The following is an 18,468-nucleotide window of genomic DNA, read 5'->3' as shown; positions in this document are numbered from 1 at the left end:
CCATGACCCCACGCGACCTCGCCGCGGAGACCGTGAGCGCCCTCGACGCCAACCGAGGGCGCTCGCTGCTCACCGTGCTCGGCATCGTCATCGGCATCGCCGCCGTCATCGCCATGACCTCGCTCATCGGCGGCATCCGCAACTCGCTCGTAGGCGAGCTGGGGCTCGACGCCGCCCGGCGCGTCTCGATGTACGCGCCCCACGGCCTCACGGAGGACGACCTGGAGACCCTCGAGCAGGCGCTGCCCAAGTACGAGTTCATCACCGGCGCATACGTCACCGGCGGCGAGATGACCTCCGACAACGGTCAGCTCAGCGCCACCTTCTACGGTGGGGACGAGCGCTACCTACGCGCAAGCGGTCTCTCCGTCTCCACGGGACGCCTCTGGACGGCCGAGGAGGCCGCGGGTGGCGCCCAGGTGTGTCTGCTCACCACGGACGGCATGCGGCAGCTCTTTGGCGATCCCAACGCCGACCCCACGGGCAAGACCGTGCGGATCAACGGCTCACCCTACCAGGTGGTGGGCGTGCTCCCCTCAAGCTCGATGATGGGCGGTGGCGACGGCTACGGCAACGCATGGCTGCCGCCCAACACCGTGAGGGACCGCCTGGGCGCGGGCGGCCGGGGCCTCAACGACGTGGTGGGCTTTGCCCGCGAGGGTGTGGACATCTCCTCGCTCGTAGAGAAGACCAAGCAGCAGCTGGCCAAGATGCAGAACGTTCCCGACGACGAGATCGAGAGCTCCATCTACGTACAGTCCATGAAGGAGGCCATCGACTCGCTGAACGAGTACATGAACTCCTTCTCGCTCATGATGGGTGCCGTCGCCGGCATATCGCTGCTGGTGGGAGGCATCGGCATCATGAACATGATGCTCACCAGCGTCACGGAGCGCATCCGTGAGATCGGCCTCAGGCGCGCGCTGGGCGCCACGCGCGGCGACATCACCACGCAGTTTCTGTGGGAGTCCATCGCCATCAGCGTGGCCGGTGGCGTCATCGGCGTGGCGGTTGGCTACGGCGGGAGCTGGGCGCTTGCGTACGTGGCGAGCACGAGCGGGCTCGCCTCGAGCATGGGTGCCAGCGGCAGCGTGGCCCCGGCCATCTCGGCGGGCGCGGTGGGTGTCGCCTGCGGCATCTGCGTGCTCATCGGCCTCGTGTTTGGCTACTACCCCGCCCGCCGCGCCGCCAAGCTCGACCCGGTCGAGGCGCTCCGGTATCAGTAGGCGGCAATCAATACGAGTTCGCTCTCGCGCCCGCCGCGAGCTGTTACACTATCAACGCCAGCGCGAGGCTGGGGCATCGTCCAGTGGTCAGGACCCGGGATTTTGATTCCCGTTACCTAGGTTCGAATCCTAGTGCCCCAGCCACGCGCTGGTTTTTGTTTACGCTGAGGAACGCCTCCGCGATTCGCCCGGCGCCCGCCTTTGGCAGCCGTTCGCGGACGGGCACACTTGCATACGTGATGAGGTCGCGTTTCGATCAGGACGGCACGGCCAGCAAAGAGCCGCGAGCAAGTCCCCCGAGACGCACGGCCAACGGCCACGGCCCCTTCGCACGCGTGCGGTATCATGGCGCCAACTGTGACGGGCGCCCCGCGCCCCGCATACGACAGGAGACATCCCATGGCCAACGCCACCGCAATCATCCTCGCCGCGGGCGAGGGAACCCGCATGAAGTCCAACCACGCAAAGGTTGCGCACGAGATCCTCGGCAAGCCGATGGTGTGCTGGGTGGCAGACGCCGCCATCGCCGGCGGCTGCACGCGCATCGTGCTGGTGGTGGGCAGCCACGCCGACGAGGTCCGCGCCATCGTGGGCGCCGCCTACGGCGAGCGCGCAGACGTCAGCGTCGAGTGCGTCGAGCAGACCGAGCGCCTCGGCACCGGCCACGCCGTGCGCTGCGCCCTCGAGGCCACCGGCGTCGATGCCGGCCCCGTCGTCGTCCTGAACGGCGACCTGCCGCTCGCCCGCCCCGAGACGATCCGGCGCTTCGTGGAGTCCGTGGCAGACGGCGTCACGGCGGCCTCCATCCTCACCATCACCGCCCCCGACCCCACCGGCTACGGCCGCATCGAGCTCGACGCCGGAGGCAACGTCATCCGCAACATCGAGCAGAAGGACTGCACGCCCGAGCAGCTCGAGACGCTCCACGAGCTCAACGCCGGCTGCTATGCCTTCGACGGCGCCAAGCTCGCCGCCCACATCGGCGAGATCGGGCACGACAACGCCCAGGGCGAGTACTACCTCCCGGACATGATCGAGATTCTCCGCTCCCACGGTGACCGCGTGGCCGTGGTGCACGTGAACGACTACACCGAGGGCCTGGGCGTGAACAGCCGCTCCGAGCTCGCCCGCGCCACGCGCATCGCCCGCGACCGCATCAACGACCGCCTCATGGCCGAGGGCGTCACCTTCATCGACCCCATGCAGGCCTGGATCGGCCCAGACTGCACCATCGGCCGCGACACGGTGGTGTGGCCGCAGACCTTCCTGATCGGCGACACCCACGTGGGCGAGGACTGCCAGCTGGGCCCCCAGACGCGCCTTACGAACGTGCGAGCCGGCGACGGCTGCGTCATCGACGAGACGGTGGCCATCGACGCCGTGCTCGAGAACGCCGTGGACTGCGGCCCGCGCGCCTACCTGCGCCCCGGCACCCACATGCTCGACGGCTCCAAGGCAGGCACGCACGTGGAGATCAAGAAGTCCACGATCGGCGAGGGGTCCAAGGTGCCGCACCTCTCCTACATCGGCGACACCACCATGGGCAGCGGCGTGAACATCGGCGCCGGTTCCATCACCTGTAACTACGACGGCGTCCACAAGCACAAGACCGTCATCGGCGACGGCGTCTTCGTGGGCTCTGACACGATGATGGTGGCGCCCGCCGAGATTGGCGACGGCGCGCTCGTGGCCGCCGGCTCCGTCATCACGAAGCCCGTGCCGGCCGACGCCCTGGGCGTGGGGCGCGCGCGCCAGACCAACATCGAGGGCTGGGCGCACAAGCATCGCGAGGCGCTGAAGGCCCAGAAGTAGGGCACGGCGACAAGGTATGAGGATGGCCCCGGTGACGCAACGGCGTTGCCGGGGTCACGCGCAAACTGCCACAAAACGTAGACAGACGGTGTGCGGGCCAGGCGGGCAAAACGCTTGACCCGCATTTTTATGGGAGCAAACACCGGCTGAGCTCCATCACAAAGCAAGAAATAGTAAGCTAGACAATCGGCAAGAAACGACTCCGGACCTCACACGGGAAGGCGGACTCATGTACGAAGACCTCGACCAGCTCGTCCCCATCAGAAAGCGACTCCGCATCTATACGGGCACGAGCAACCCTGACCTCGCGGCGTCCATCGCCAAGACCCTGGGCATCGAGGTGGAGGGCCTCACGCTCGAGCACTTCGCCAACGGCGAGATCTACGCCCGCTTCGACGAGTCCGTCCGCGGCTGCGACGTCTTCTTCATCCAGTCCATCGTTGGCGCCAACGTCAACGACCTGCTGATGGAGACCCTCATCATGGCCGACGCCGCCACCCGTGCCTCGGCTCGCTCCATCACCGCCGTCATTCCCCACTACGCCTACGCCCGCCAGGACCGCAAGGCCTCCCCGCGCGAGCCGATCACGGCGCGTCTCGTGGCCAACCTGCTCGAGACCGCCGGCGTGGACCGCGTCATCACGCTCGACCTGCACCAGGGCCAGATCGAGGGCTTCTTCGACGTGCCCGTGAACCACCTCACGGCACTCCCCCTCTTTGGCGAGTACTTCAAGAACAAGAACTTCGACTGGGACAACACCGTCGTCGTCTCCCCGGACGTGGGACGCGCCAAGGCCTGCAAGAAGCTCTCCGATGACCTGGGCTGCAGCCTCGCCATCGCCCACAAGGGCCGTCCGCGCCACAACATGGCCGAGGTCATGGGCATCATCGGTGACATCGAGGGCAAGACCTGCATCATCAACGACGACATGATCGACACCGCAGGCACGCTCTGCGGCGCCATCAAGGAGCTCAAGAACATGGGTGCCGGCGACATCTACGTGTGCGCCACCCACGGCATCTTCTCCGGCCCCGCCATCGAGCGCCTGGAGGACGCGCCCATCGTGGAGTGCGTCGTCACGGACTCCGTGCCGCACGCGGCCGAGGAGCTTGGCACGAAGGTGAAGACCATCTCCGTTGCCAACGAGATCTCTGAGTGCATCTACCACGTCTTCACCAACACCTCGGTGTCTGGCATGGTGGGCGGCCGCTTCAACCTGTAAGCGGCCAGGTCCGCGCCGGGCCGCCCCATCCCATGGCCTCGCTCGCCATGGACGCCCAAGGGTGCAGTCTGCCGGACAGCATCCGATACCCGAGACTTTGGGGCCGCACGCCGCGAGGCGCGCGGCCCCTCGCATGAGGAGGCATCATGGCTGCAGCACAGCCAAAGACGATTCGCCTTGTGGCAGGCCTGGGCAACCCTGGCGAGGAGTATGCGGCCACGAGACACAACGCCGGCTTTAGGAGCATCGACGAGCTGGGCCGCAGGCTGGGTGCCGGCTACTGGAAGAGCCAGTGCGGCGCCGAGGTTGCCGTGGTGCGTGTGCGCTGCGTGGACGAGGACGGCAGGCCCGGCGTGCGCGAGGTGGTGCTCGCCAAGCCGCAGAGCTACATGAACACGAGCGGAGGCCCCATCTCCAAGTTGTGCGCCGAGTACGGCGTGGCGCCCGAGGAGCTGCTGGTCATCCACGACGAGCTCGACCTTGACCCCGGTGACGTGCGCGTGAAGGTGGGCGGCGGCCACGCCGGGCACAACGGCCTCAAGTCCATCATCAACAAGCTGGGCAGCCGTGACTTCAGCCGCATCCGGGTGGGCATCGGCATGCCACCGGGACGCATGCCCGTGGCGGACTGGGTGCTCAAGGAGTACCGCAAGGCCGAGCTGGAGGAGTTCGACGTGACCTGCGCCGACGCCGCCAGTGCCGCCGGGCTCTGCCTCGCGCAGGGCGTCATCTACGCACGCGATCACGTGAACGGCGCCGGCAAGCCGGGGGCCCGGTAAGGCCCGGTGCCGAGCGCTTGCTGGACCCTGGCTGTCCGTAGGCGCCTAGCTTGTTTTTTGGTCCGGAATCCGATTGGGTTCCGGACCATTGTTTTACCGTTCGGCGGATTCTTGATGACCATGCAGATTTGTTTCTGATGCGTTGCGTTGCGCGTCGACTAGCACGACAAATGGACGTCTTGCTCTCAAAATCACAGCAGGTAGCGGCTTCTCTCTCACCAGAATCCCGGTCCAGGCATAGCCCTTACCGGATAAGATTGTTCCGCGTGTGTATTTGCTCGCCCGCGGCCATGAACGGGACGGGGTTTGCCCGCGTGTCGTCATCAGCGAGCTTAAAGAGAAGCAGGAGAGGAGATCTGCATGTACAAGATCCTCAAAAAGACGCAGTTCTCGGAGAAGGTGTTCGAGTTTCGCGTGGAGGCGCCGCAGATGGCCAAGAAGGCCCATGCCGGCCAGTTCCTCATGGTCCGCGCGAACGAGGAGGGCGAGCGCGTTCCGTTCACCCTCGCCGGCTGGAACCCCGAGGAGGGTTGGGTCGAGTTCATCTTCATGGTGATTGGCAAGACCACCGAGATGCTATCTAAGTTCGAGGAGGGTGACTCGATCCTCGACGTCACCGGCCCGCTGGGCAACCCCACCGAGCTTGAGGGCGACCGCGTGGCCGTCATCGGCGGCGGCGTGGGCCTCGCCATCGCCTACCCCGTGGCGCGCACCTTCGTCGAGCAGGGCAAGAAGGTCTCCGTCATCATGGGCGCCCGCACCAAGGACCTCCTCATCCTCACCGATCAGTTCAAGGCCCTGTCGCTCGAGCACCTCTTCATCACCACCGATGATGGCTCCGAGGGCGAGAGGGGCGTCGTGACCCTGCCGCTCAAGCGCCTCTGCGAGTCCGGCGAGATCGACGCCGCCTTCTGCGTGGGCCCGGTGCCGATGATGAAGTTCTCTGCCATCACCTGCGAGGAAGAGAACATCCCCATCGTCGCCTCCCTGAACCCGATCATGGTCGACGGTACCGGCATGTGCGGCTGCTGCCGCGTCGAGGTGGGCGGCAAGACCAAGTTTGCCTGCGTCGACGGCCCCGACTTTGACGCCACGCTCGTCGACTGGAACGACCTGCGCGCCCGTCAGGCGTCGTACCGCACGGAAGAGGGCATCGCCCTCAAGGCCTATGAGGAGGAGACCTGCGCATGCCACAGGTAAACGGTAAGTATAAGCCCAACATGAAGGCCCCGCGCACGCCCGACAACGAGGAAGTTGCCTCCGAACGCGCGAAGGACTTCCGTCCGGTCGACCGCGGCTACACCATGGCCGACACCATCGCCGAGGCCAACCGCTGCCTCGACTGCAAGAAGCCGCACTGCGTCGAGGGCTGCCCGGTCAACATCAACATCCCGCGCTTCATCGAGAAGATTCGCCAGGGCGACTTTGGCGGGGGCCTCGACGTCATCCACGAGGAGAGCATGCTGCCCTCCGTCTGCGGCCGCGTCTGCCCGCAGGAGAACCAGTGCGAGGGCAACTGCGTCCTCAACAAGAAGGGCAACCCCATCGCCATCGGCCAGCTGGAGCGCTTCCTGGGCGACAACGCCGGCGAGCTCGCGCACGAGCCCGAGGTCAAGCCGTCCAATGGCATCAAGGTGGCCGTGGTGGGCTCCGGCCCGTCCGGCATTGCCTGCGCCGGCGAGCTGGCCAAGAACGGCTATGACGTCACCGTCTTCGAGGCGTTCTTCACCGGCGGCGGCGTGCTCACCTACGGCATCCCCGAGTTCCGTCTGCCCAAGACCATCGTCAAGCGCGAGATTGACGGCCTGCAGAAGCTGGGCGTCAAGTTCGAGTACAACAGCGTCGTGGGCCGCATCACGGACGCCAAGGAGCTCTTCGAGGAGCAGGGCTTCGACGCCATGTACCTCGCCGTGGGCGCCGGCCTCCCCCGCTTCCTGAACGTCCCGGGCGAGAACCTCCCCGGCGTCTTCTGCGCCAACGAGTACCTCACCCGCGTGAACCTCATGAAGGCGGAGAACTTCCCCAAGTACGACACGCCCACCAAGCACGGCAAGAACGTCGTGGTGTTCGGTGGCGGTAACGTGGCCATGGATGCCGCCCGCACCGCGCTTCGCCTGGGCGCCGGCAAGGTCACCCTGGCCTATCGTCGCACCGAGGCCGAGATGCCGGCCCGTCGCGCCGAGCTGCACCACGCCAAGCAGGAGGGCGTGGAGGTCCTGCCGCTGGTGTCGCCGGTGGAGTTCATCGCCGACGAGAACGGCTTCGTGAGCAAGGTGCGCCTGCAGCGCATGGAGCTCGGCGAGCCCGATGCGAGCGGTCGTCGCCGCCCACAGGCCGTGGCGAACTCCGAGTTCGACATCCCGTGCGACGTGGCCGTCACCGCCATCGGCACCTTCGCCAACCCGTTCCCGAAGCTCGCGGCCGACGTTGAGCTCAACAAGTGGGGCTACATCGTTGCCGACGAGGACGGAAAGACGTCCAACCCGAAGGTCTGGGCCGGCGGCGACATCGTCACCGGTGCCGCGACCGTCATTCTGGCCATGGGCGCCGGCAAGAAGGCCGCGCACTCCATGATGGAGGCCCTCGGCGGCGGCACGCCTGCCGAGGAGGCCGCGCCCGCAGAGGCCTAAGTCTCGCCTGTCATAGCCAGCAAAAGGCCCCGGGCCGCAACGATGCAGCCCGGGGCTTTTTTCGCATGCCAGCCGCGTCACAAACTCAAGCGCCCGGAAATAACCGGGGGCGTCACGCGCCCAAGCGCAACGGCATATGAGAGCACATCCCTCTGAACACCCGAAAGTGCAACGGGCTCGAAGCCACAAGCGCGGCTCCAAGCCCGTTAGCCATCCCATGGGTACCGCAACGCTAGGCGAGCTCTTCCTCCAGCCTGGCAATGAGCGCGGGAAGCACCTCGAGGCAGTCGCCCACCACCTTGTACTGGGCGAGGCCAAAGATGGGCGCCTCGGCATCCTCGTTGATGGCCACGATGGTCTGGCTCCCGCCAATGCCCGAGGTGTGCTGGATGGCGCCGGAGACGCCCACGCTCACCATGAGCTTGGGCGCAACGGAGACGCCCGTCTGGCCCACCTGGTGCGAGTAGTCAAGCCAACCGCTCTCCACGAGCGGGCGCGTGCAGCCCACGCCGCTCGTGCAGTCATACTTCTTGCCAAGGAGCTCTGCCAGGCGCCTCACCAGCGGAAGCGCCTTCTTGCTACCGATGCCGCGACCGGCCACCACAAGCACGTCTGCCTCCGTGATTGACCCCTCCGCGTTCTTGGGCTCAACCCCCGTCACGCGTACCATGGGCGTCACGTCGTCGCCAAGCGCAACGTCCGCCACGCGGCCAGCCGCCACGGCGGCATCTACGGCGATGCCCTCGGCAACGGCCTCCGGCACGGCAAAGATGCCCGGTCGCACAGTGGCCATCTGCGGGCGGTGGCCCGGGCATACGATGGCGGCCATCAGGTTGCCGCCAAAGGCCGGGCGCGTCTGCTGGAGCAGGCCCTTCTCGAGGTCCATCTCCAGAATCGTGCAGTCGGCAGTAAGACCGGTCTGGAGCAGCACCGCCACACGGGGCGCCAGCTCGCGGCCAAAGTCGGTGGCACCGTAGAGGATGACCTCGGGCTTGCGCTCCTGGGCGAGCGCCACGAGCCACTCGGCAAAGACCTCGGAGTCCGGCAGGGCCAGGCGGTCATCGCGGCAGCGAATCACCTCGTCGGCACCAGCGGCCACGAGCTTGGCCGCGTTCTGCTCGCCCGCGTCTGCCGGCTCCCCCACCACGGCCACGAGCTTGCAGCCGCGCTGGTCTGCCAGCTCGCGGCCCTTGCCCACGAGCTCGAGCGCCACGGGCAGCATCTCGCCCCGGGCACTCACCTGGCTGAACACCCAGATGTCGTGGTAGGCGGCAAGGTCAACGCCGCCAACCTCGTCCTTCTCGATCTTGAGCGCACCCACGGGGCACGCGTCCACGCACATGCCGCAGGAGATGCAGCCATCAAGCACGTGCGCCTTTCGGTCCGTGACCTCGATGCCGTCATTTCCACACACGCGGACGCAGCGGCGACAGCCCACGCACTTGTTCGTGTCGACTACCAACCCGCTCATCGCACGGCCTCCTCAAAGATTGCCATCAGGGCGTCCGCCTGCTCGTCAGACGAGCCCGCCACCTCAACCGCGCCGGAGCCATGCTCGGGCACAAACGAGCGCACCACCTGCGTCGGCGAGCCGTTGAGGCCGCAGCGCGTCAGGTCGGCGCCGGCCTGCTCGGCGTTCAGCACGCACACCTCGGCAGCCTCGCCCGCGCGAACGCCCGAGATGGACGGCATGCGCAGGGTCGCGATGTCCTTGGAGACCGTGAGCACCGCGGGCAGCGGCACGTCCACGGTGGCCGTGCCCTCGTCTGTCTCGTGGCGCACCACCACGTGCGCCTCGTCGGCCTCCATGAGCTCGGTCACCGCCGTGACGCAGGGCATGCCAAAGATGCCTGCGAGCTCGGAGCCAATCTGCGCCGTGTCTCCGTCAACCGCCATGCGCCCGCAGAGCACCAGGTCGATGTCCCCGGCAGGGCGCTCGCTGGCGGCCGCGTCGCCCGCGAGCCGCTCGATGCCCAGCGAGAGTGCGTAGGAGGTTGCCAGGGTGTCCGCGCCGGCGAAGGCGCGGTCGGAGAGGAGCAGGGCGTCATCGGCCCCGCGCGAGACCGCGTCGCGCAGCAGGCGCACGGTGTCGGGAATGCCCATCGAGATGGCGCAGAGCGTGCCGCCCAGGCGCTCCTTGAGCTGAATGCCCAGCTCAAGCGCCGCAGTGTCGAACGGGTTGATGACGGACTGCTTGCCATCGCGGACGATGGTGTTGGTCTTGGGGTCCATCTTCACCTCGGTGGTGGACGGAACCGCCTTCACGCAGGCGACGATCTTCATCGGCGCTCACCCCCTTCCGCGGAGGCGGCGGGCGTGGCCGCGCCCTCCGCTTCGCCGCTCAGCAGCGACTCGTCGAACAGGTTGCCCCGCCCGAGCTGACCCGCCGGGTCGAGCTCGCGCTTGAGCCGTGCCATCTCGACGATGTGCTCGGGCCCGTACATGGTGAGCAGGAAGTCTCGCTTGATCTTGCCCACGCCGTGCTCGGCAGAGACCGCGCCGCCCATGCGTGTGATCTCGCCCGCCCATTCGCGAAAGAGCTGCTTGCCGCGCTTGAAGTCCTCGGCGTTGCGCGGCAGCACGTTGACGTGGAGGTGGTTGGCGCCGATGTGCCCCCAGGCAGCGCTCTCGAGGCCAGCCTCGGCGAGCGTCTTTCTGTAGTAGGCCACAACGTCGTGCAGGCGGTCGTCGGGCACGGACATGTCGCTGCCCAGCTTGGTGATCACCGGGTCCGTGCGACGGCGCTCGTCGATGAGCATGTTGACGCTCTCGGGCACCGCGTGGCGGAAGAAGAGCTGGCGCTCGCGGTCGACCTCGGTGCGTGCCACCCAGGTGTCGTCCTCGCTCACGCCCACCTCGCGCAGGGCGTCGCCAACCTGGTAGAGCTCGCTCAGGGCCTCGTCCGCGTCCGCGCAGTCGAGCTCCACGTAGACGCAGCACTTATAGCGCTCGGGCACATCGGGCAGGGCCGCGAAGGCAACGTTGTGCTCGCGCTGGGAGCGCAGGATGTCGAGCGCACCTTGGTCGAAAAACTCGATGGCGGCGGCATGGCGCAGGCGCGGGCGCACCGCCACCGTGAAGTCCAGCGAGGCGGCCTCGCTGGGGAAGAAGCAGTTGACGCCCCACACCACCGGCGGGGTGGGCATGAGCGCCACCTCGATCTCGGTCACGACGCCGAGCGTGCCGTCGGAACCCACAAACAGGTCCACGGCATCCATGTTGTCCTCCACGTAGTAGCCGGAGGCGTTCTTGGTCTTGGGCATCACATAGGTGGGCAGGTCGAGCGTGAGCTCACGGCCACCCTCGGTAACGAGGTGGAGCGTGCGGCCGTTGGCATGCACCTCGCCCCGGCGCAGGCTCACCATGTCACCATCCGCGAGTGCCACGCGCAGGCCGCTCACGTGCGGGCGGGCCGGGCCGTAGTGGTAGCTGCGCGCACCCGAGGCGTTGCACGCCACGATACCGCCCAGGCACGCGGAGGCCTCGGTGGGGTCCGTGGGGAAGAACTGCTCGGGGCCCGCATAGAGCTCGTCGAGGGCCTTCAGGCTCTCCTCGTCCCAGCCATCGGTGGGAATGGCCTTGTCTGCCAGGGCCTTTCGCAGGGCGGAGAGCACCACGCCCGGTTGGAGCCGCAGGTAGTAGGTGCCGTCCTCGCCCCTGCACAGACCGAGGAACCCGGTCATGCGCGAGAGGTTCATGACATGTCCGCCATAGGGCACGGCGCCCGCCGCGAGACCTGTGCGGGCACCCTGTACCGTGATGGGAACGGCGCCGCCCGGCGTGCCGTCCGCATGCACCGTTCCGTCACCATGGAGCTCGCGCAGCAGGTCACGGACGTCTTGCTCGGTTGTTGGGAAGGAAATGGTATCCGCCTCGCCCACGGTACGTGACTCGTCACGCACGTACTCGTTGAAGTCTTCGGTCAGCGGCCTGATTAGCGCCATGGCACACACCTCTCGGATGCCGGGGCCCCTTGGCGCCGGCCTCTTGGCCCAGGCGGCATGCGCCAGGCCTTGTCTGCGGGCGAGTGCGGGGAGCGTCCCGGGCGCTTCGCACCGGGCACACTCCCCGCTTTCGTCTCATCAGCGTATCTGTTGAACGTTGCCGTTACGTTTCAGGCGCGTATTGGCGTGTAAAGAAGTAATTGCGCGGGGACAGACGGCCTCGAACGCTGCATAATGTTTCGAATACACGCGCCCGTCGGCTTGGGCGCACCATTCGCCGGAGACCCGCATCGAAGCCATGGCGCGGGCCGGCGGATTGGCCAACACGCAATCGAGCGGCACGCCCACACGCGCGACGTGCCCGCACACCACGAGCAGGGAGGACCCATCGCATGAAGGAGCTTGAGGAGCGCATCCAGAGGGACGGCATCGTTCGCGAAGGCAACGTCCTGAAGGTGGACAACTTCCTCAACCACCAGTGCGACGTCGAGCTCTACGACCACATGGGCGCCGAGTGGGCCCGCCTGTTCGCCGGCAAGCACATCGACAAGATCCTGACCATCGAGGCCTCGGGCATCGGCATCGCGGTTGCCGCCTCGCGTCACTTTGGCAACGTGCCGGTGGTGTTTGCCCGCAAGACCGAGTCCATCAACCTCGACGGCGACCAGTACCGCACCAAGATTCGCAGCTACACCAAGAAGCGCGAGTACAACGTCATCGTGGCCAAGCGTTTCCTCTCCGCCGGCGAGCACGTGCTCGTCATCGACGACTTCCTCGCCATGGGCTGCGCGCTGAACGGCCTGCTCGAGATTTGCGACGAGGCGGGCTGCGTGGTCGAGGGCATTGGCATCGCCATCGAGAAGGGCTTTCAGCCGGGCGGCAAGAGCCTGCGCGAGCGCGGCTACCAGCTCGAGAGCCTTGCCATCGTGCAGTCGATGGATGCCGAGGCCGGCAAGATCGAGTTCGCCTAGGCCGGCGGCGCCACGTTGGCAACCAGCTTCACGGCATACGTAACGAACGGGGATGGGTCCGAGCGGCCCATCCCCGTTTTGGTGACGCGCAAGCGCGTGCGCAACCTCAACCTGCGCGTGCGGCGCGACGGCAGCGTGACATTGAGCATCCCATGGCACACGAGCCGCGAGCGGGCGGAGGCGTTTCTGGCCGAGCGGGCGGCATGGGTGCGGGCGGCGCTCGAGCGGCAGGCGCGGCGCACCGAGGCAGCAAATCGCGATCATGACGCCGAATCGGACACGTACCCGCTTTGGGGCGTCACCCAGATGGCCGGCGCGCCCCTGCCGCCCGAGGAGGTGGCGGGCATCTACCGCTCGGAGGTTGCAAGGACGCTGCCCGAGGCAGTTGGTCGCATGGAGGCACTCATAGGCGCCCAAGCCTCCGACTGGCAGCTGCGTGACATGCGCACGCGCTGGGGGTCGTGCACGCCGCGAACCGGTCGCATCCGCATCAACATCCGGCTCGCGGCGTATCCGCCCGAGTGCCTCGACTACGTCGTGGCGCACGAGCTGGCACACCTGCTCGAGCCCAGCCACAACGCGCGCTTCCACGCCATCGTGGCGAGGGCCGTCCCCAACGAGTGGGAGATCCGCGCACGCCTGAGGCAACCGCCCGTCTGGCCCGTATGCGCTCCTTTGTAGCCGGGCTAACCCAAGGCTTACTTAGCCGTGACCTCCAGCGTGCCGAACGGGCCGGAGAACTCGACGCGCCACTCGCCGGCCGTGAACGCAGGCGGCACGAACACGGTGCCCACGGAGACATGCATGCCCTTGGTGAACTTCTTGCCCTGGCTCTCGAGCTTGCCCACGAGCCACTTGAGGGAGTTCACCGGGTTGCCGAGCACCTCGGAGGAGTCGCCCTCCTTGACGAACTCACCGTTGTGGTAGGCCTTGGCATGCACCTGGGCCATGCCCTCGACCGTGAGCTCGGCGCCATCGACCGGCGTGCCATAGAGCACGTAGCCGCCCACCGCGCAGTCGCTCATCACGAGGTACTTGGAAAGCGTGGGGAACCATGCGGCAAAGCGAGCGTCGGGCACCTCCATGTCGCCGGCGACGGTGCAGTTGTGCAGCAGCTCGTCGAGCGACATGTCGGCCGAAAGGTCCTTCTTGGCCGTGAAGCAGAACTCCACCTCCACGAGCGGCTCGTTGAGGTGACGTAGGTCGAGCGTGCAGGGCGTGGGCACAAAGCGCTCGGCCACCTGCGCGCCATAGAGCGGCGAGCCGGAGTCGAACATCCTCTGGGTCTCCTCGCTCGTGAGCGAGACCTTGTAGCCGGCGACGGGGCCCATCTTCTTGGCCATCACCGCATCCTGCACGGCATAGGCGGTGTCGTCATCGGTGACGACGCCCTCCCAGTCGGCCATGTTGAGCGGATTGTTCTCTTGGCCGTAGAAGTTGCGGCGATAGGCCTGGTAGAGGGCCTCGGCAAGGGCCTCCTGCTTGACATTGAGGGTGACGGCGGGCTTGGTGGCAGAGCAGCTGCAGCAGCAGGAATCGTTCTCGGACATGATGGGTTCTCCTTCGTGGCCCCGCGGGGCCGGATGTGGGTTGTCGCGACGCCTCCGCCTCAAGGGGTCTGGCGGTCGGGCGATTGGGGTGTTCCAACGTGCGCCGAAGTGTTTGCATGGCGTCGTTCTCGTACGTGACGGTCTTGCCGGCAGCGGACCTGTTTGGGCTCGCGGCTGCCGACGCATGGGCTCTGCCCAGCGGATTGACGCAAAAGGAAACGGGGCCGAAGGAATCGCTTCCGACGGCCCCGTTCGATAGCCGCCCGCGAATCACGGGCTGGCTCGTTTGCACCAACCCGCTAGCTAATAATCGCGGCAATAATCTCGATGGCGTTGTTGATGCGGCTCATTGCATAGTCCCTTCGACGACATCCACCCTTGTGGATGCCTGCGTTGTGCCCATCATGATGGACCTCAAACGAGCCGTGTCAAGGTAGAATCTCAAATAGTTTGAGAGGCTCTCGGGCGGGCGCGGCCCGAGACGGGACAGACCGAGGGCCTCGAAGCGGGCGCGGCAAAGGAGCAGACATGCCGGGAAAGCGTACGGACGTCATCAGCTGGGACGAGTTCTTCATGCGCGTCGCCATCGCGGCAAGCCTCCGCAGCAAGGACCCCAACACGCAGGTGGGCGCCTGCATCGCGGACACCAACCACCGCATTCTCTCCGTGGGATACAACGGCACGCCCACCGGGCTCAACGATGACGAGTTTCCCTGGGAAACCACCACTGACCCGCTGCTAGATAAGCACAACTACGTGATTCACGCGGAGGCAAACGCCATTCTCAACTACCGCGGCTCGCTCAAGGACTTAGACCATGCCACCGTCTACGTGACGCTCTTCCCCTGCCACGAGTGCGCGAAGACCCTCGTGCAGGCGGGCATTGGCGAGGTGGTCTACCTCAGCGACAAGTACGAGGGCACGGTCGACAACCTTGTGTCCAAGAACGTCCTCGACCGCTGCGGCATCGCGTACCGTCAGGTGCATGTGGAGGCGTAGCGTCAGAAACGCCAAGGGCCTCGAAGCCCGCCTTTCGATTCCGCACGCCGTCCAAATGCCGTCAAATGGCTAACGTACCTTGACGTATGAGCGTCCATTCATATAATCGAAAACGAAACGTATGAATGATTGTTCAGATGTACGGATAAACAAGGAGGCGCCATGGCCGACAGGGAAACCACCACGCACGCAGACGAAGCCGTACAGGCAGACTCCCAGCACTGCCCCATCCCGGTGGGCGAGGCCCCGGAGTGCATGCCCGAGGAGGAGCTGCTCTATGACCTCGCAGACCTCTTCAAGGTCTTCTCGGACACCACGCGCATCAAGATCCTCTTCACCCTCATGGGCCGCGACCTCTGCGTGGCCGACATCGCCGAGCAGACCGGAACCACCCAAAGCGCCGTCTCGCACCAGCTGCGCACGCTCAAGCAGGCGCATCTCGTGAAGTTCGAGCGCGACGGGCGCAACATCGTCTACTCCCTCGCGGATGACCACGTCTACACCATGCTCAATCAGGGCCTCAACCACATCTGCGAGTAGGGGCAAGCGGGTTGGGACGCAGCGCAACGTCCCGAACGAACGTCAACAAGCGAGGCAGACCCGCGGGCGCGCCTCCGAGAGAAAGGCACCACCATGAAGAAGTCCTTCAAGCTCGACGAGATCGACTGCGCCAACTGCGCTCGCGAGCTGCAGGAGAAGCTGGCCAAGCTCGACGGCGTGCAGAAGGTGTCCGTGAACTTCATGACGCAGAAGCTCACGCTCGAGGCCGCCGACGACGAGTTCGACGAGGTGCTCGGCCGCGTCGTCGACTTCACGGCCGACGAGGAGCCGGACTGCGAGATCATTCGCTAGAGAGCCGGGGCCCTCTGGAGTCGCTCGGGGGCCCGGGTTCGCGCACGTCCTCGCCCGCACGGGCAGCTCGCCACAAACACATCGCGGCTGCGCAATGTGCGTGAGCTCAAGCCCTCGAGCGACCGGAAATCCAGTTTTGACTAGCTAGCCCCCGTGGCTACCTGGGTGGATATCCCCTACTGGAACCATCACGGTGGCGCGAGGGCTTCGATAGTCGGATTATATGAGCGAATGCTCATGTGTTCAGAGTTTGGCGACGAAAACCCCGTTGCCTGCATGTTCTAAGGAGTTGCCATGGCAGAGGCTAAGGCCAAGCCGAAGAAGAGGCGTCGTCATAAGAAGGAGTCGCAGCAGCACAAGCTGCACCGTATCATCCTCGCGCTCGTCATCTTCTTCGTGGTGGCAGCGCTCGACGAGTTCGGGGCGCTCAAGGCGGCCTTCGGCGAGCCCGGCGACGTGTACGCGAGCTTCGTGCTCTTCCTCGTGCCGTTCGTCATTGCCGGACACGACGTGCTCGCAAAGGCGTTTCACAACATCGGCCGCGGTGAGGTCTTCGACGAGAACTTCCTCATGGCCGTCGCCACGCTCGGCGCGTTTGCCATGGTCTTCTTCCCCGACACGGACCCGCACATGGCCGAGGGTGCGGCCGTCATGCTGTTCTACCAGGTGGGCGAGCTGTTCCAGGCCTACGCGGTGGGCAAGAGCCGCAAGTCCATCGCCGCCATGATGGACATCGCGCCGGACTACGCCAACATCGAAGGCAAGGACGGCAAGCTCGAGCAGGTCGACCCGGACGAGGTTGCCGTGGGCAGCATCATCGTGGTGAAGCCCGGCGAGCGCGTGCCCATCGACGGCGTCATCACCGAGGGCTCCACGCAGCTCGACACCGCGGCCCTTACCGGCGAGTCCGTGCCGCGCCACGTGGAGGCGGGTGCCGACGTCATCTCCGGCTGCATCAACATGACCGGCCTCATCAAGGTCAAGACCACCAAGCCCTTCGGCGAGTCCACGGTGAGCCGCATCCTCGAGCTCGTGGAGAACGCGAGCGAGAAGAAGGCCCGCACCGAGAACTTCATCACCCGCTTCGCCAAGGTCTACACGCCGGCCGTCACCGGCGCGGCGGTGCTGCTCGCCATCATCCCGCCGCTCGCGGGCATGGGCGCCTGGAGCGACTGGATTCTTCGCGGCCTCACGTTCCTCGTCGTGAGCTGCCCGTGCGCCCTCGTGATCAGCGTGCCGCTCTCCTTCTTTGGCGGCATCGGTGGCGCCAGCCGACTCGGCGTGCTCGTGAAGGGCTCCAACTACCTCGAGACCCTCGCCGAGGTTGACACCGTCGTGTTTGACAAGACCGGCACGCTCACCAACGGCACGTTCAACGTGGTGGCAGTTCACCCCGAGGAGGGCATCGAGCCGGACTACGTGCTCTCCAGCGCCGCCTACGCCGAGGCCTTCAGCGACCATCCCATCGCGCTGTCCGTGAAGGCCGCCTACTCGGGCGAGATCGACCGCCAGCGCATCGCCGACGTGCAGGAGGAGAGCGGCCACGGCGTGGTGGCCCGCATCGACGAGCATGTGGTGCTCGTGGGCAACGACAAGCTCATGGAGGGCCATCACGAGCACTGGCACGACTGCGAGCTCACCGGCACCATCCTGCACGTAAGCGTCGACGACCGCTACGTGGGCCACATCGTGATTGCCGACGTGGTGAAGGATGACGCCGAACAGACCATTCGCGACCTGCACGCCTGCGGCGTCAAGAAGACCGTCATGCTCACCGGCGACCGCGAGGAGGTTGCCGCGGCCGTGGCACAGAAGCTCGGCATTGACGAGTATCACGCCCAGCTGCTGCCAGCCGACAAGGTTGAGCGCGTGGAGCAGCTGCTCGCGGCGGAGGGCCCGCGCGAGAAGCTTGCGTTTGTGGGAGACGGCATCAACGACGCACCGGTGCTGACGCGCACCGACGTGGGCATCGCGATGGGTGCCATGGGCTCGGACGCCGCGATCGAGGCGGCCGACGTGGTACTCATGGACGACAAGCCCTCGAACATCTCGAAGGCTATCCACCTGGCGCGCAAGACCATGCGCATCGTGTGGCAGAACATCATCTTCGCGCTCGGTGTGAAGCTGCTCATCCTCGTGCTGGCGGCGCTCGGCATCGCCAGCATGTGGCTCGCGGTCTTTGGTGACGTGGGCGTGGCAATCATCGCAATCCTGAACGCAATGCGCGCAATGAGGGTCAAGTAACCTTCGCCGGATACCTGGACGACGCTCCCCTCCCGCCTTCCCTCACTCACGTCCTCGCACGCTTTGCGCGCTGCGGATTGTTCGCTCGGGAAGGTGGGAGGGAGCTGTTGTTATCGGGCTCGTTACGGGTCGGCTGGCTTGGAACTACTTGGGGGCGGCTCGACGCAGAGAGGCGCCCAGATGGGAGAGCTCCTTCGCGTAAAGTGGCGTGCGACATTGTGGCACCTCATACAAACGGA

The 18,468-nt window shown here is 66.2% G+C and carries 16 protein-coding genes and 1 tRNA gene; 13 read left to right on the top strand and 4 right to left on the bottom strand.

The window, feature by feature from the left end:
• Window positions 1–2 precede the first annotated feature (2 nt).
• The 7 genes from EFAMC2_RS01900 to gltA all read left to right on the top strand — a co-directional run bounded on the left by EFAMC2_RS01900 (window position 3) and on the right by gltA (window position 7,669).
• Window positions 3–1,226 (top strand): ABC transporter permease, encoded by a 1,224-nt coding sequence (locus EFAMC2_RS01900; protein ID WP_154026452.1) that lies wholly within the window; start codon window positions 3–5, stop codon window positions 1,224–1,226.
• 69 nt (window positions 1,227–1,295) lie between these two features.
• Window positions 1,296–1,370, top strand: a tRNA-Gln gene (locus tag EFAMC2_RS01895).
• A 255-nt stretch (window positions 1,371–1,625) separates the two neighbouring features.
• Window positions 1,626–3,038 (top strand): bifunctional UDP-N-acetylglucosamine diphosphorylase/glucosamine-1-phosphate N-acetyltransferase GlmU, encoded by a 1,413-nt coding sequence (gene glmU / locus EFAMC2_RS01890; RefSeq protein WP_154026450.1) that lies wholly within the window; start codon window positions 1,626–1,628, stop codon window positions 3,036–3,038.
• Between the two features lie 229 nt (window positions 3,039–3,267).
• Window positions 3,268–4,260 (top strand): ribose-phosphate diphosphokinase, encoded by a 993-nt coding sequence (locus tag EFAMC2_RS01885; protein ID WP_154026448.1) that lies wholly within the window; start codon window positions 3,268–3,270, stop codon window positions 4,258–4,260.
• Between the two features lie 146 nt (window positions 4,261–4,406).
• Window positions 4,407–5,039: an aminoacyl-tRNA hydrolase gene (gene pth, locus EFAMC2_RS01880; RefSeq protein WP_154026446.1), complete on the top strand. Its 633-nt coding sequence runs from the start codon at window positions 4,407–4,409 to the stop codon at window positions 5,037–5,039.
• A gap of 360 nt (window positions 5,040–5,399) precedes the next feature.
• Window positions 5,400–6,239 carry a sulfide/dihydroorotate dehydrogenase-like FAD/NAD-binding protein gene (locus EFAMC2_RS01875; RefSeq protein WP_154026444.1) on the top strand — a complete coding sequence of 280 codons (840 nt, stop codon included), beginning with the start codon at window positions 5,400–5,402 and terminating at the stop codon, window positions 6,237–6,239.
• Window positions 6,227–7,669 (top strand): NADPH-dependent glutamate synthase, encoded by a 1,443-nt coding sequence (gene gltA / locus EFAMC2_RS01870; RefSeq protein ID WP_154026442.1) that lies wholly within the window; start codon window positions 6,227–6,229, stop codon window positions 7,667–7,669. The genes EFAMC2_RS01875 and gltA overlap by 13 nt, the downstream gene beginning before the upstream one ends.
• 232 nt (window positions 7,670–7,901) lie before the next feature.
• Here gltA and EFAMC2_RS01865 read toward each other — a convergent pair whose 3' ends face one another.
• The 3 genes from EFAMC2_RS01865 to EFAMC2_RS01855 are packed head-to-tail and all read right to left on the bottom strand — an operon-like array spanning window position 7,902 to window position 11,613.
• Window positions 7,902–9,140, bottom strand: coding sequence for an electron transfer flavoprotein subunit alpha (locus EFAMC2_RS01865; RefSeq protein ID WP_154026440.1), 1,239 nt, complete (start codon window positions 9,138–9,140; stop codon window positions 7,902–7,904).
• Window positions 9,137–9,952, bottom strand: coding sequence for an electron transfer flavoprotein subunit beta/FixA family protein (locus tag EFAMC2_RS01860; protein ID WP_154026438.1), 816 nt, complete (start codon window positions 9,950–9,952; stop codon window positions 9,137–9,139). The genes EFAMC2_RS01865 and EFAMC2_RS01860 overlap by 4 nt, the downstream gene beginning before the upstream one ends.
• Window positions 9,949–11,613 carry an FAD-binding oxidoreductase gene (locus EFAMC2_RS01855; protein ID WP_154026436.1) on the bottom strand — a complete coding sequence of 555 codons (1,665 nt, stop codon included), beginning with the start codon at window positions 11,611–11,613 and terminating at the stop codon, window positions 9,949–9,951. The genes EFAMC2_RS01860 and EFAMC2_RS01855 overlap by 4 nt, the downstream gene beginning before the upstream one ends.
• Before the next feature lie 392 nt (window positions 11,614–12,005).
• Here EFAMC2_RS01855 and EFAMC2_RS01850 point away from each other — a divergent pair, with 392 nt between their 5' ends.
• Both EFAMC2_RS01850 and EFAMC2_RS01845 read left to right on the top strand, forming a co-directional pair.
• Window positions 12,006–12,584: a xanthine phosphoribosyltransferase gene (locus tag EFAMC2_RS01850; protein ID WP_154026434.1), complete on the top strand. Its 579-nt coding sequence runs from the start codon at window positions 12,006–12,008 to the stop codon at window positions 12,582–12,584.
• A 15-nt stretch (window positions 12,585–12,599) separates the two neighbouring features.
• Window positions 12,600–13,265, top strand: coding sequence for a M48 family metallopeptidase (locus EFAMC2_RS01845; protein WP_154026432.1), 666 nt, complete (start codon window positions 12,600–12,602; stop codon window positions 13,263–13,265).
• 17 nt (window positions 13,266–13,282) lie between these two features.
• Here EFAMC2_RS01845 and EFAMC2_RS01840 read toward each other — a convergent pair whose 3' ends face one another.
• A complete protein-coding gene (locus EFAMC2_RS01840; RefSeq protein ID WP_154026430.1) occupies window positions 13,283–14,134 on the bottom strand; it encodes a 2-keto-4-pentenoate hydratase in 852 nt (283 codons plus the stop codon).
• A gap of 528 nt (window positions 14,135–14,662) precedes the next feature.
• Here EFAMC2_RS01840 and EFAMC2_RS01835 point away from each other — a divergent pair.
• The 4 genes from EFAMC2_RS01835 to EFAMC2_RS01820 all read left to right on the top strand — a co-directional run bounded on the left by EFAMC2_RS01835 (window position 14,663) and on the right by EFAMC2_RS01820 (window position 18,229).
• Window positions 14,663–15,133, top strand: coding sequence for a deoxycytidylate deaminase (locus EFAMC2_RS01835; RefSeq protein WP_154026428.1), 471 nt, complete (start codon window positions 14,663–14,665; stop codon window positions 15,131–15,133).
• 255 nt (window positions 15,134–15,388) lie between these two features.
• Complete coding sequence (locus EFAMC2_RS01830) at window positions 15,389–15,673, top strand: ArsR/SmtB family transcription factor (RefSeq protein ID WP_261979983.1); 285 nt, start codon at window positions 15,389–15,391, stop codon at window positions 15,671–15,673.
• A gap of 93 nt (window positions 15,674–15,766) precedes the next feature.
• Window positions 15,767–15,985, top strand: coding sequence for a cation transporter (locus EFAMC2_RS01825; RefSeq protein WP_154026424.1), 219 nt, complete (start codon window positions 15,767–15,769; stop codon window positions 15,983–15,985).
• 294 nt (window positions 15,986–16,279) lie between these two features.
• Window positions 16,280–18,229 (top strand): heavy metal translocating P-type ATPase, encoded by a 1,950-nt coding sequence (locus EFAMC2_RS01820; RefSeq protein ID WP_154026421.1) that lies wholly within the window; start codon window positions 16,280–16,282, stop codon window positions 18,227–18,229.
• Window positions 18,230–18,468 lie beyond the last annotated feature (239 nt).

The organism is Olsenella uli (genome assembly GCF_901212655.1).
GTDB lineage: Bacteria > Actinomycetota > Coriobacteriia > Coriobacteriales > Atopobiaceae > Parolsenella > Parolsenella uli_A.
This window is presented reverse-complemented; position numbering and strand designations above follow the sequence as displayed.